Genomic DNA, 13,591 nt, shown 5'->3' with positions numbered 1-13,591 from the left:
GTAAGTTAGGTATACAAAAAGCTTAAAGAGATTAAATATTACATATAAGAAAAACTTTAAAACATCTAAAGTCAAAAAAGAAGAGAGATTAAAATTTCAGAATAAGATAAAACGATACAAAGACAAAGAAAAAATTATTTTCTTGATGGATAAGAGAGGTTTTGTTCATAGTACAATTAGAACTCACAGATATGTAGCAAAAGGCATGAGATGTTACTGATGTTATGATTCATCAGTCAAAGAGAACTAATGTTAAGCAGCACTAGTAGATAAATTTCTGCTAACTGTATCAATTTTTGACTGCAATGTTAATCCGCTATTTTAAACTAGACCTCTTTCGAAACTGGTTAAGGTAGTTCAAAATTATTGCTGATAAATATCGAAATAGACGTAAAAGATTCGGTCTTAGATTTAATTTGATCTCTGGCATTTATAATTTTGATATGTTAACCAGTTTCGAAAGAGGTCTAATGAAGGAGAAACACTACTACATATTGCTGTTGTGATGAAAGCATAGACGTTAATATAGCTTTTGATTGATTATAGTGCTGATATTGATGCCAAAGATGATAACTGCATTACTCTTAGAGATTATGCTGCTAAAACCTGTTCTGCAATATTAGCACCAAATTCGTACCTTATTCTTTCTTTAGTTAGTTTTGTGTCTTCAAGTGTATCATATAGTATTGCAGTAATAATTGTATCTGTTTCAAAGCTGTAGTCTGATACCATGTACGCTACTTCTAATGGATGTGTGTAGTAGAGTTCTCCAGTATCTCTCTTTTGCTGACCATGATATTTTTTAGCATATTTTATTGCTCTTTCAACTTTATCAAGATCAATTTTGGTGTTAAATCTTATGTTGGTTTCAAACAGCTTATTTATTAAGCTCTCACTATAAAAATCTATCATTGGCCACCTCTAAATGGTTATTAATAAATTATACCATAATTCAAACTTTTTGTATACTCCAATCCCAGATAAAAACTGGAAAAGAAGCAAATTAAATTATAAATTTTTTGAATTCAGTTATCACGATGCCAAAAACCAATCTTGAGTTGTATATCTCTGGTGTTAATGAGTAAAATTTTGCTGTAATTTTTTTTGGACCAGCATTTTTTCATTTATGCATAATCTAGTGTTTATTAACCTTGCTGAGAGTTTTTAACAATATTGCCAAATTTAGAATACCTATTATCATAGTGTAAGTTTACTGTACCAACTGGCCCATTACGGTGTTTAGCAACAATTATTTCAGCAGTATTAAAGCATCTATCTTGCTTTTTTGCCATTCCATGTGTTCTGGAGTACCTGGATCTGGTTCTGATCTAGATAAATAATACTCTTCTCTATATAGATGTATAGTTTAAGATGATTTAACTAACAAGAAGAAATAAGTTAGATTAAGAGTTATTATGAGCTTTATACGCATTATAAAATCTGCTATGTAGTTTATTCTCGTTTAAATTGATATATGGATTTAACTGTAGATGTATTAATATTACTTGTCAATATGATAATAATATCTTGATGGTAATTACACAAATATAACAAAATATATGTATGATATTTAGCTAATTGGAATGCTGATTTTTAATCAAGCAACTTGAATTTGTAGTTGATAAGCTTAAAGTAACCTTCAATTGATAACGTTGCTTAAAAATATTTTTTATTTTTACAAAAGTATTTGCTATTAAATAAAAATCATACTACGAGTTATAAGTTTAAGCTAATTTTAAAAATTAATAAGTTATTATTTAATTACTTCAATTTTAAATTAATGAAGGGTGATAAATATGCCAGTAATATTACTTAACTTTACACAATCAGCATTAAATAAAATACAAGTACCAACCAAAGAAGAAAAAATAATCCAGTTTAGAGATACAAAAGAAAGAAACCTACTTTTGATAATATCATATACTGGATTTAGAAGATTTTATTTAGTAATAAACATTGGTGGCATATATTATAAGATAAAAATAGGAACTTCACCAGATCTGACTGTAAAAGAGGCTAGGAAGAAGATAATGAAGTTGAAAAAGGATATTGCTAACGGAATAAATCCAATGGATGAAAGACGGGAGATAAATAAAGAAAGGAGAGAAAAAAGAAATAAGAGACTTGGATTACAAACCGAACTAACATTCGGACAGGTGCATTGAAAATATGCTGAATATAGTAGGATTTATCATCCAAAAAGTTGGAAGAAAACCTATTTAACGGTAAAGAGTTATACAGTACCTTTCTACGATAAAGATATATCTAAAGTTACCGTAGAAGATATTCAGAAGCTTTTTGACGAAAAAACAGAAAAGAAATACTATGTAACAGCAAACGATATTCTTACGAAATTAAACCCTATATTTAATAAAGCTATAGAATGGGGATTAATAGATAAAAATCCTGTTCATGGAATAAAAAGGCACAGGCAAGAATCAAGATCTAGATATGTAACAAATGAAGAAATGAGAAGACTTATGGCCGTGCTAAAAGAAAAGGAAAATAGTCAATTAACAGAATCGCAAAAGCGAGCAGAACGATCAGGAAAAATTTTTACATTTATAAGTTTATTCACTGCAGCACGTAAAAGTAATGTATTAGGAATGAGATGGGACGAGATAAGCCTTAGCGAAAAAATATGGCATATACCAAAAACTAAGAGTAAAAGTGGAAAGACACTATATGTAGGATTAGCTGATGCATTAATAACAATATTGAAATACCTAAAGCAAGAAACAAATAGTGAATGGGTATTGCCAAGCCCAAGAGATAATAGCAAACACTGGTCAAGCGAGGCAATACAATGTGCATGGGATAAAATTCGCACAAAAGCTAGAATACCGAATGTAACAATACATGATCTTAGAAGAACGTTTGCAACTTGGTCGATAAATAATGGAGAAAAACTACAGACAATAGCTGAAATATTAGGGCATAGTCGTATTTCAACAACAGCTAAAATTTATACTAAAATTAGTATAGATAAGGTAAAAGCAGCTACAAATAAAGTTGTAAACAATATATTAACAAGTGATAATGCTAATACTGAACTAGACAAGATAATACCTGAAATCTTAGCATCATTAGGTCGCAAAGAAGAAAGACAGATAATAAACAGCTTATCTGAGAAATAAGGCTTGATATATTAGATAGATTTTGTAAATTTTTGAAAATCACAGTAGTAGAATGAAAAATCTCATGCTTTAATTGCGGCTGAAGGTAATTATGCAAAATCAAAAATTATGTTGGGCATTATCGAGGCCATTGAAGTATATGGGTTTGAGCATTGATGAATGGGGAGTAGTATTAGCTGGAGTAGCTCCAGGAATTGTACTACTAAACAGCAGGCATGCTAAATTAGGCCTAGCATTTATGGTTGGAGGAATTGCTCTATGTTATTGCTTTAAGAAATTTAAGAAGGTATCGGAGAATTTTTTGCTAAAAAGTTTTTTAGTAGCTAAAGGTTTATTGCCAGCTCCATTAGGATATTCAAGATTGCTGGGCAAAAAAGTTGGCAAATAATGAATCATCTCTTTAAGCAAAATGCTATACAAGAGCTGGTTAAATATAATAAATGCTTACTTTCAGTAACTATATTGCTAGCTGCAGCTAATATAATTGCGATAATGGCTGCAATTACCAAAGAAGAAAAGTGGTTGTTAATTCCAGCAATGGAGCCTGATCGTAAAATGACGTTTTCATCAAAAAATTACCATGAAACCTATTTAAAGGAATGGGCAATTTATGTGATGAAACTCTTAATTTACTACTTCTCCAAATGAGGTAGAAAGACAAATAGCAGACATGAAAGTGGTATTCAGTAATACTGAATCTTTAAAAATTTTTTTCAGAATCATTTGCAATTTGTTAAAGGCTCAAATGTGTCTTCACTCTTTTTTTCTAAAGAAGGTTGAAGTGATAAATGAATGGAGTATTAATTAGTGGAACGCTTCGTTATTGGTTTAGCGATAGTAAACATATAGCTGTCGATAAGACTTACCTTTTGACTTACAAGCGAACTCCTAATTACCTTTTGTTATTGACTGGTGTTAAAGAGAATGGAATAAAAAAATGAGTATTAGAATTTTGAGATTTATCATATGGTTTATTGCTTTGGTAAACGTTAATAATATATATGCAGTAGAATATGAGTTAGAAGCTGATGAGCTGCTTAAGCTTGAGATTTCTGATAGTGGGCCAACAAGAATTAATCTTAAAGATGAAAAAATTAATGATATTTTTATGTACCTTCAAAATGCAGCTGAAGTTGTAGTTCATGAGTATGGATATTTGTTTATTGCTCCACGAGAAGAAGGAAACAAAGTTTATTTAACTGTAATAGGAGAATACAAAACAATTCAAGATTTAATGTTAACTTTTACTCCAAAAACTCCAAACCCTGTAATGCTTGTTAATGCTGCTACAAAAATGGAGGAAAAGGATAATTCAAAACAAAACAATAATAATTTGTTCAGTAATGACCTTAATACAAAAGAATTAACAGCAAAACTTTCTAAAAAACAAAGTAGAAATACTAAGAAAAAAATAAAACTGGCTTAAAGTGTTAGTTAAGAATGGCTGCATTAAATGGAGTATTTAGCAGTATAGCTAAGTTTCTGCAATCTAAGGCTATTAAACCTGATATGCTACCAACTTTAAACCTAGTAGCTGGAGGCCAACAACAAGAGTTTCAGATTGGAGATGCGCTTCAGTCTGGAGCTTACGCTGGAGCTAGCAATGCTTTTGATAAGCTAGCTGATTTTGCTATAAAACGAGCTGATTCTATGAGCCCAGTCATTGTTGTTGCCTCAGGTAGAGTCATCGATGTTGTATTTAAAAAAGGTTTTGACTTACGTGAGCACAAGAAGAAGCCACATAATTCAACTTATTCACAATCAACTAACAATGAAAAAGTTAATTTGCATAATAAATTCGATCAATCACAAAAGTTAGAGGAGTATTATTTATAATGAAGTTTTTATTATTGCTATTGTGCTGTATGAGCCTAACCAGTTTCTTTTTCGAAAGTACTTTTGATTGTAAAATTCCTAAAGGGCTAAAATGTAAGTCTTTATACGAAATAAAGAATATGGTTGCTCAAGGCGCTTTTGATATTGATAATCTTGAGAAAGTTGAAACATCCAAAACTAAATCAAAAAGACGTTGTATTCTATGCTACAGGCAAGCTAAAGCTATTCAAAGCGTAGCTGTTGTTAACAAGTCGCCGAAAAAACCAAAAAAATATCTTATTAATTTATTTAAATTAAAACAGAGTCAAGGTGAACGCAAGCATACATAAGGATTTTGATCGAGAAAGATTTTCTAAACACTTTGTCTATGAATCATATGATGATGAGACTCAGCTATTCTTTAATCGTGGTTCAATAGGTTTTGTATTGCTTGCATGGCCATTAGTTGGAGCTAGTGTTTCTGCTCAAAATGAAATTGCTGAATTTCTGAAAAGCGATGAAAATTTACCTGCTGAAAGTAGCCTGCAAGTCTTGATGATTGGTAGTAATAATATAGAGAATTTTTTAAGCAACTGGCAGTCATATCGTAAAGGAGAGATATTTATTGAGTTAGCTAATAAAAGAACAGAATTTTTACGTGATCAAGCTCAAAAGTCAGGCTCTGTAAAGGATGTAGTATTGTTGATTTCAGTTACTATACCTAATTTAAATGCAAATATCGATGATATGATTCGCAGACGAGATGCTTTAAAAGATACGTTTAGGTCAATTGGATTAAGCACTGAAAATGTGAATGCACAGCAATTATTAAAGTTTCTGAGAGTAATATTTGGCTGGCCTGAAGAAGAACATTCAAATATTAACCAGTATGAAATATTGTCTGAACAAATTCTAAGTGGAGATTTCTCGTTATTTGAGAATGATGATTGTGTAAATGTAAATGATGATCAAATATTTATCAGTCTAGAAGCAAGAAATAGGCCTGCAGAGTGGAAATTATCTGCTATGGATCTGTTTTTAGGTAATGAAATGCGTCGTGATGAATATATAAAATCAAATTTCCTGATTCATTTTGGTCTGCAAATTTTACCAAATCAAGCTATGGAAAGAACTGCAGCCATAACTAAAAGAGAAGCGCTAGAAAGAAATATTAATGCAGGAATGGGTAAATTTTTTCCTGATATACAACAAGAAGCTGCTGATTTAGCTGGTGTAGTAGCTGCTCTACATAGCGGTGATAGAAACGATTCAAAATTATTAATGATAGATATACAGAAGAAAAAGATTTTCCTAGCAATTTAAAATTTCAAGCTTTGAATATGTTTTGCAAGAAGTCATTTACTTAAACTAACTCTTTAAATAAAATGACTATAGCATAGTTGTTTAGCTATAGATTAGCTTTTTTGTTAACATAAAAATATAAGGAGTTAATTTCATGAATTTAATTAGCATAAATGAATCAGAATTAAGAATGTTAGAAGAGGCAGAGAAAGTACTATCTTCTCTTGAGCCAATATTGAAGGATATATCACCTTTTACAGATGAAAGTAGTGATCTTAAAACCCTGCAAGACGATCTAAAAGGTATACTTGGTAAATTAAAACAAGATTTGGAGCAAGTCAAAGGCAGAGGAGCATGGACGCATTTTGTTCAAGCGTTGGAAAATATTTGGGCAATATTTAATGAGATGTTCACTGGCAACAATATGCCTCATGATCAAGGAGTCGTCAAGGCGATACAGGATCTTAGAAATGGTACAGACTTGGTAAAGGTATGCGAGGAACAAGATTGTATAGTAGATAGAGGAATAAAAATGCAGCTCATTGTACAGTCACTAGTTAGTAATATGAAAACAGAACCATCTGAAGAACTCAAGAAAGCGAAAAAACTTCTAGATGAGGCAGTATCAAATCTTCAGTTAGAGCGCAAGGAAGCAGAAAGCAGCCATTTGAATATTTGTTCCAAAAGCTTGGATATCTTCGTTCTTTCATAGTAGAGAGTAAGATGACATCAGATCAAAAAAGGCATTTATCTCGAGCCGCGCTATCTTCGTTACCTGAATTAAAAATGTATCAGACGGACTGTTATCAGGAAGCATATGAGAATTATATGTTTCGCATGAGAGAAGAATCAAAAGAGTATGAAAATAGAAAGAGTAATAATGCTTCTTCTTATGCAGAAAAGCTTCTTTCTCAAAGAGAGAGTTCCTCACAACGTAAGGGACAAGGAGGGAGGAGTACATAAGGCTTAACGATCTAGCATTTTGTCATTTAAAAGCTTTACGTAGGTCTAAATTAAGCAGTTCTAGAGATTTTACTAGCACCACGTACAGAACTACTAGATTGATGATGCTTAGAATTAGACCTACAAAAGCTACAACTTGTTTACCAGAATTAAATTTCTCAATGGTTACTAAACAAGCAAGAACTATAGCTTGTGTTTTTGCTCCTACATCTAGTATTAACACAAGTAATGCAGATTTATCAAGAAGATCTTTGTTATTTTTAACATGATCATTAAGTTTAAGCAAATTTTAAAAATTAATAAGTTATTATTAATTACGTAAATTAAAATTTACAGAGGGTGATAAATATATCTGTAACATTATTTAAATTTACGCAAGCAGCATTAAATAAAATAAAAGTACCAACCAAAGCAGAAAAAATATTCAAGTTTAGAGATACAAAAGAAAGGAACTTACTTTTGATAATATCATATACTCGATTTAGAAGACTATATTTATGAATAAACATTAATGGCATATATTTCACCAATGTGTATGGTAAGTCTTGGAGGTTTGTCATTTGGAACTGCTACTCAAAAAGGCATGAAAGATGAAGCTGAAGGAAGTGCTTTTTACCACATTCATTGGTATGTCTATCCCGTGATTTACTGGCTGGAAATTTTGCTTGATTTTATTTGTCTGGAAATGGCTGCAGTCGATATAGCATATTTAACAGAGTTTGATCCATTATGGAGTGATGATGCTAAATCTGCGATTTTAAATCCAGAAACGTTGTTGTTTCAAAATGTAGCTGCTTATCAAGCATGTATAGCTGATTGCATGAGTTGTAGCGCTGGTTTATTAGCAAGTGATTATGCTTTTTGGTGTGCTGGATGTCAAGGAATGCTTTACCCTTTTACTGGAACAGCTGCAGCGCATAATGGTGGAGTTGGAACATCTGTATTAATGGTAAGTAAATTTATGGCTAAGATGCATAGGCAACTGATGTTATGGGGATATTATGGTTATAAAGGCCTATGTGGTAAGTATCCAATGCCTATTATCAAGAAAAGTCAGTATCGACTACAAATGACTTATCCAATTCCAGAAACAAAATCCTGCAAGAGCATAGGTCAAACAGAAGCTATATGGCAAGCTGGTAGAGAATTTCCAGTTAATGGTGAAGATTTCGGTTACTTGATTTGGCGAAAAAGAGATTGCTGTTTGCTTTGATTTATAAAGCTTGGAGAGGAATATGGTTATACGAGTAATGATGTTGATGGTTTTATTATTTGTTAATAATGCTAATGCTTTTTTTTTGGACAAGCAAAAAACTTTTATTTTTGTCTCATTTTCAATGAGTGATGAGGCTTTAAAAAGCTATTTCGCTGAGTCTCAAAAGGCTGGAGCTCAATTGATTATGCGTGGGTTAATTAATAACTCATTTACACAAACAAAGAATAAAACTATGGAGCTTGATATTAGCTTCGATATAGATCCTAGCTTGTTTGAGAAATATAAGGTTGATGTTGTACCAGTGATAGTAATAGATGATGAAAAAAGAGGATTAACCAAGAAATTAACTGGCCATATTCCTTTAGCAATAGCATTAGAAATTATGAATGAGAATACTCCATGAAGCAACTTATAGTACTAGTTTTGATAATATTGAACATCAATTGTTGTTTAGCTTCAATGCAAAGCAGTTATAATGAAGCTAGCAACTATAATGTAAATCTTGGAAATTCTTCAAATACACAAGAATTATTTCATCAAGGTAGTAATGTCAATTATCCTAATAATGATGAGGATTTAACCTATCATGGCCGTAATCAGCTTAGTACAGAAAGTGGGGCAATGTTATTTCAAGCTGAAAACAGTAAAAACAATGCCTTAACTCAACATAATATCAACGATCAAAATTATATGATAGCTAATTCAATGAGAATTGAATCTGATCCTTTAAGTGCACTTGATAGCAGTAACTTCGTAACTCAGACAAGTACAACTAATACTGAAATTATTCAAAGTTGTACTGAAGGCAGTAAGTTCAATATTGAACTTATTCGAGAATTAAATGTTGAGTGCAGATTAGAGAATGTATGGCTTCCATGGCAAAACCGGCAAATGGAATTTGCAACAGAAAAAATAAAGGAGAATCATAGTAATTGGCTTAAGAGTCGTAGCGATGTCTATGATGAATCAGGTGCGCAAATATACTGCCTAGTAGATGATCCCGAAGCAATTGAAAGACAAATGAAATGGGCTATTGTTAATAGGCTCGGTGTACCTACACAGCATATTGGTAGAAATTTTTTATTAGAAGTAAATGAAAAAATATGTATACTTCACTATGACTACAGAGATAAGACTCAAGAACTAAGGAAAGTAGCAGAATATTGGAAAGTTTTAAACCCTGAACTTGAGCAATTAACAGAAAGTAACGAATGCTATGAGGTCAATAGAATCAACTATGATGGTGGTGATAGAGTATTTTTTGACAAGTTTAAAGTCAATCGTCCATATTGGAAACAAAAGATTGTTTTTTCTTGTACTAGCGATCCAAAAGATGGTTGCAAACACCTTAAAATACAAAATTGTGAATTAAAAAACAGCACTTGCCAAAAATCGGTAGCAAATATTTGTTTACTCTGGCAGCACGATTATAGCTGTTCAACTGAGAAGCAAACAATGCTACACTCATCATTGCGTAATAACTCAATCTTTTGTTTAGGAGGCAATTGCAATACTCCAACTATTATACCAAACAGGGATATAGCTAAAGTAGCTCATATAGCGATGCTAAATCAGATGAGCAAAGATATTAAAACAAATCCCGTTTCTGTATTTTCAGGTAAACATCGCAAATGCAAAAAGGACGTATTTAGTTTTTTGAATTGCTGTTCTTCAATGACTGGCTGGGGGCGTGATATAGGCTTATCGCAATGTAAATCTAAGGAACAAGAATTAGCTCTATATAGAAAAAAAGGTTATTGCTACTATATCGGTACCTACTGTTCTTCAAGAATTCCGATATTAGGTATTTGCTTAGCTAGTAAACTTTCAAGTTTACATATTGCGTAGTGCGACATGAGGTCGCTCAAACAGAGACTACAGAAATGTAGCAAGGTTGCATTTAAACCTTAGTTACCGCTATTGCGGTGCGAGATTGGTAACGGTCTTGTACTAAGCGCGATAGAAAGCCTAACTAAAGTACTAATCTGGATGGGAAATAGGGGCAAGGTAAAGTTAAAATTGGTTAAACGAAAGTGAATCTTCGTATGGAAAATATCGTCAATGCAGAAGCAGATACTCCAGATAAATTCTGTTATAAGGATAAAGCTGAAAAGCTTAGCTGTAAGAAGGAATACGCAGCCTTCTTTAAAAATGCCAGCTCCTCGGTATAAAGAAGATAACCAACTTAACGTCTCTCTGATGAGTGAAACATGGTAAGCCTATTATTAGGCAACTGATAGTAGGTAAGAGAGGTCTTAGAAAGCAAATGACACTAAGTCGAAAGACTACAGAAATTAATAACTGAGTGTATAGGCATTTATATGCTAATCAGAAATGATGCTAACTTAAGACTGGTGATTTACCCTAAATAGGTAAACAAGATTATGAATTAATTGGAAAAGTTGGATGCTAAACGCAAATGTAACAATTGAGACTAAAGATAATTTCAAGAAAATCTATTGGCATTCAATAGACTGGAAAGAAATTATACAAAAGGTTAATAATCTTCGTAGACGTATTTATAGGGCATCTGCAAATGGTAATATGAAGTTAGTACGTAACTTACAAAGATTGATGTTAAAATCAAGAGCAAATAGGTTACTTGCTATAAGACGTGTTACTCAAATCAACAAAGGACGAAAAAGTCCTGGAATTGATAAAATAGTTGTTAAGACAGATAAAGAAAGGAGTCTGTTGATGGAAAAGTTAGCAGATAATAATCTATCATCTGTAAAACCGATTAAGCGTGTATACATACCAAAAAGTAATGGCGAATCTAGACCTTTAGGCTTGCCAACTATTTTGGATAGGTGTAGACAGGCTGTTGTAAAATCAGCACTTGAACCATATTGGGAAGCTAAGTTTGAAGGTTGCAGCTATGGCTTTAGACCTGGACGTAGCGCTCACGATGCAATACAGAGAATATCTGGTATTATTCGACATGGAACCAATAGAAATTGGATATTAGATGCTGATATTAAAGGAGCATTTGATAATATTGATCATAATTTTCTTTTGAAAATTATAGGAAATTTCCCTGCTCGTAATTGGATTCAAGCATGGCTTAAATCTGGTGTAATGCAGGATTATCAAATTATCAAAACAACAGCTGGTACTCCACAAGGTGGATTAATTTCTCCATTACTTTTAAACATAACTCTTCATGGAATGAGTGATATACTTAATATTATCTATAATAAGTATGATCACCTATATTCTAAATCCGAATATGCTTTAGTGAGATACGCTGATGATTTTGTCGTTTGCGCTAAGTCAGAAAGCTCATGTATCAGAGCCAAAAGTATTATTAATGATTGGTTAAGTATTAGAGGCTTAGAATTGTCAAAGGAAAAAACCAGGATACTTCATATTAATGAAGGTTTTGATTTCCTTGGATTTAATATTCGACAATATAAAACCAATAGTACAAGAAGAGGTGTAGCTCTACTAGTTAAACCGTCTAAAGACTCTATAAAGTCGTTTAAAAAACGAATGTCAATAGAATGGAAAAAAAGTTTCTCATGGAATATTGATAGAATAATTGATAATCTAAATTCTAAAATATTTGGATGGTGCAGTTATTTCAACAAAGTTGTGTCCAAGAAAATTTTTTCCAATTTAGACTGTTGGATGTGGATTCGACAAGCAAGATTTGCATGTAGAAAACATCCTAAAAAATCCTGGGAATGGCTTAAGAAAAAGTATTGGGGTCGCATTAAAGGCAGAAATGATAATTGGGTCTTTATGAATAAAGATCTATATCTATGGAAATTACAATGGACAACGATTAAACGACATATTCTTGTTAAAGGTAAATCTTCTCCTGATAATTCAAAACTTAGAGAATATTGGCATAAACGTCAGGCTGATAGCCCTAAGTATTTGTTTAAATCTAGGCAGATTCTTTGGCGTAGACAAAAGGGTAAATGTCTTGTTTGTTTTGATTTAATAGATAATGGTGAAAGTGTTCATGTACATCATATAACACCTATAAGATGTGGTGGCACTGACCATATTAACAATTTGTGCTTATTGCATGAAAACTGCCATCGACAAGTACACAGTAATCGCGGACAACTTATTGCAGCTGTTTGTAAATTGCTTGAGCCGTATGCGGAGTAATTCGCTTGTACGGTTCTTTGGGAGGAAAAGCGCTTCTGCGCTTACCTACCCGCTTAAGCTTATTCTTTAATATACCTCTTTCGAAACTGGTTAACGTAGTTCAAAATTATAAATGCCAGAGATCAAATTAAATCAAAAACAGAATCTTTTACGTCTATTTGGATATTTATCAGTAATAATTTTGAACTACGTTAACCAGTTTCGAAAGAGGTATAATGAAGCTTCTAACCTGAATTCACGTTTTTTTGACTATAATTATTTGATGTTGGTTTGGTAGGCGCGGTTTTTTTCTTTACTGGGATTTTATTTTGATATATTCTTGCCTGATTTTTTTATCTTTCTGAATTACTAACATGGCAAATCTTATGCAGCAAAAAATTACTCTTCAGCAAAAAAAGGCTAAGCTAATCATGGATGAAGTTAACCTTAAAATTAAAGAACGTAAAATGCGTACTCGACGTCTTATCGAAATGGGTGGATTAGTTGCTAAAGCTAATCTTGATCACTTATCAGCAAATACTTTATTTGGTGCAATTGTTTCACTAAAAGAAACTTTAACACAACATCCAAATGTTCAGGATCATTGGACTACAATAGGTAAAGATATTTTTGATAAAGAACAGCAAAATAAAGCGGCTGTGATTTTAAAATTCATCTCTGAACCAGACGAAAACACTAAGCGCCACATTCGCCTTCATGGCTTAAAATGGAACAGTTTTCGTCAAGAATGGTGCGGCCATGTTAAGGACATTGAGGCCTTAAAGAATGTCCTCCTAAATGTTCAGTATAAACTTGAGCTTGTGTCTTAGATTTTAAAAATATTTAATGATAGGAAGTTATCAGGAAAGCGTAATTTGAGAATCTGTACGTTATGTTTTATTACAATGGAAATGTGTATAAAAAACACAGTGCCTTTGCTTAACTATACCTTTTATAGGAAATAGCTCTAGTACCTACTACTTGTTAATATACAACCAAAAACGAAATAATAGAGTAGTTGACAATATTTTATAAATAGTGTTACGGCTAACTAATA

12 protein-coding genes and 7 pseudogenes are annotated in these 13,591 nt (G+C 32.2%); 16 read left to right on the top strand and 3 right to left on the bottom strand.

Annotated elements, in window-relative coordinates; genetic code table 11:
• Positions 1 to 603 precede the first annotated feature (603 nt).
• Both DK405_RS09660 and DK405_RS09655 read right to left on the bottom strand, forming a co-directional pair.
• A pseudogene (locus tag DK405_RS09660) lies at positions 604 to 912 on the bottom strand (HD domain-containing protein); the annotation flags it as partial.
• A 233-nt stretch (positions 913 to 1,145) separates the two neighbouring features.
• Positions 1,146 to 1,357 (bottom strand): annotated as a pseudogene (locus DK405_RS09655) (DnaB-like helicase C-terminal domain-containing protein); the annotation flags it as partial.
• Positions 1,358 to 1,796: 439 nt separating this feature from the next.
• Here DK405_RS09655 and DK405_RS09650 point away from each other — a divergent pair.
• The 10 genes and pseudogenes from DK405_RS09650 to DK405_RS14525 all read left to right on the top strand — a co-directional run bounded on the left by DK405_RS09650 (position 1,797) and on the right by DK405_RS14525 (position 7,217).
• Positions 1,797 to 2,165: an Arm DNA-binding domain-containing protein gene (locus DK405_RS09650; protein WP_064612837.1), complete on the top strand. Its 369-nt coding sequence runs from the start codon at positions 1,797 to 1,799 to the stop codon at positions 2,163 to 2,165.
• A gap of 303 nt (positions 2,166 to 2,468) precedes the next feature.
• Entirely contained in the window at positions 2,469 to 3,137 is a 669-nt protein-coding gene (locus tag DK405_RS09645; RefSeq protein WP_081420617.1) for a tyrosine-type recombinase/integrase, read from the top strand.
• 91 nt (positions 3,138 to 3,228) lie between these two features.
• Positions 3,229 to 3,525: a hypothetical protein gene (locus DK405_RS09640; RefSeq protein WP_045915450.1), complete on the top strand. Its 297-nt coding sequence runs from the start codon at positions 3,229 to 3,231 to the stop codon at positions 3,523 to 3,525.
• Positions 3,525 to 4,078, top strand: a pseudogene (locus DK405_RS09635) (TraE/TraK family type IV conjugative transfer system protein). Before DK405_RS09640 ends, DK405_RS09635 begins: the two are co-directional and overlap by 1 nt.
• Positions 4,075 to 4,563, top strand: coding sequence for a hypothetical protein (locus DK405_RS09630; protein ID WP_109510700.1), 489 nt, complete (start codon positions 4,075 to 4,077; stop codon positions 4,561 to 4,563). The pseudogene DK405_RS09635 and the gene DK405_RS09630 overlap by 4 nt, the downstream one beginning before the upstream one ends.
• 14 nt (positions 4,564 to 4,577) lie before the next feature.
• Positions 4,578 to 4,973: pseudogene (locus DK405_RS09625) on the top strand (TrbI/VirB10 family protein); the annotation flags it as partial.
• Entirely contained in the window at positions 4,973 to 5,302 is a 330-nt protein-coding gene (locus DK405_RS09620; protein WP_064612672.1) for a hypothetical protein, read from the top strand. The pseudogene DK405_RS09625 and the gene DK405_RS09620, both read left to right, overlap by 1 nt.
• Positions 5,283 to 6,215: pseudogene (locus tag DK405_RS09615) on the top strand (TraC family protein); the annotation flags it as partial. The gene DK405_RS09620 and the pseudogene DK405_RS09615, both read left to right, overlap by 20 nt.
• A gap of 193 nt (positions 6,216 to 6,408) precedes the next feature.
• Complete coding sequence (locus DK405_RS09610) at positions 6,409 to 6,966, top strand: hypothetical protein (protein ID WP_045912832.1); 558 nt, start codon at positions 6,409 to 6,411, stop codon at positions 6,964 to 6,966.
• An 11-nt stretch (positions 6,967 to 6,977) separates the two neighbouring features.
• Positions 6,978 to 7,217, top strand: coding sequence for a hypothetical protein (locus tag DK405_RS14525; RefSeq protein WP_045912831.1), 240 nt, complete (start codon positions 6,978 to 6,980; stop codon positions 7,215 to 7,217).
• 28 nt (positions 7,218 to 7,245) lie between these two features.
• On the opposite strand, the pseudogene DK405_RS09605 reads toward DK405_RS14525, so the two are convergent.
• A pseudogene (locus DK405_RS09605) lies at positions 7,246 to 7,494 on the bottom strand (transposase); the annotation flags it as partial.
• Between the two features lie 246 nt (positions 7,495 to 7,740).
• On the opposite strand from DK405_RS09605, the pseudogene DK405_RS09595 reads away from it, so the two are divergent.
• From DK405_RS09595 to DK405_RS09575, 6 genes and pseudogenes are all read left to right on the top strand, one after another.
• Positions 7,741 to 8,430 (top strand): annotated as a pseudogene (locus tag DK405_RS09595) (TraU family protein); the annotation flags it as partial.
• Positions 8,431 to 8,452: 22 nt separating this feature from the next.
• The gene (locus DK405_RS09590; protein WP_109510610.1) at positions 8,453 to 8,836 is read left to right on the top strand and encodes a TrbC family F-type conjugative pilus assembly protein; all 384 of its coding nucleotides are present in this window, start codon (positions 8,453 to 8,455) and stop codon (positions 8,834 to 8,836) included.
• Entirely contained in the window at positions 8,833 to 10,281 is a 1,449-nt protein-coding gene (traN, locus tag DK405_RS09585; protein ID WP_231967779.1) for a conjugal transfer protein TraN, read from the top strand. Before DK405_RS09590 ends, traN begins: the two co-directional genes overlap by 4 nt.
• A 197-nt stretch (positions 10,282 to 10,478) precedes the next feature.
• Positions 10,479 to 10,604, top strand: a complete 126-nt coding sequence (locus DK405_RS15190) for a hypothetical protein (protein ID WP_269459331.1) — start codon at positions 10,479 to 10,481, stop codon at positions 10,602 to 10,604.
• Between the two features lie 235 nt (positions 10,605 to 10,839).
• Positions 10,840 to 12,555, top strand: a complete 1,716-nt coding sequence (ltrA, locus tag DK405_RS09580; RefSeq protein ID WP_109510571.1) for a group II intron reverse transcriptase/maturase — start codon at positions 10,840 to 10,842, stop codon at positions 12,553 to 12,555.
• Positions 12,556 to 12,908: 353 nt separating this feature from the next.
• Complete coding sequence (locus DK405_RS09575) at positions 12,909 to 13,364, top strand: conjugal transfer protein TraD (RefSeq protein ID WP_064613247.1); 456 nt, start codon at positions 12,909 to 12,911, stop codon at positions 13,362 to 13,364.
• Positions 13,365 to 13,591: the final 227 nt, after the last annotated feature.

It is taken from the genome of Orientia tsutsugamushi (genome assembly GCF_900327275.1).
GTDB lineage: Bacteria > Pseudomonadota > Alphaproteobacteria > Rickettsiales > Rickettsiaceae > Orientia > Orientia tsutsugamushi.
Note: the sequence above shows the minus strand (reverse complement) of the source record. Positions and strands in the feature narration are given on the sequence as shown.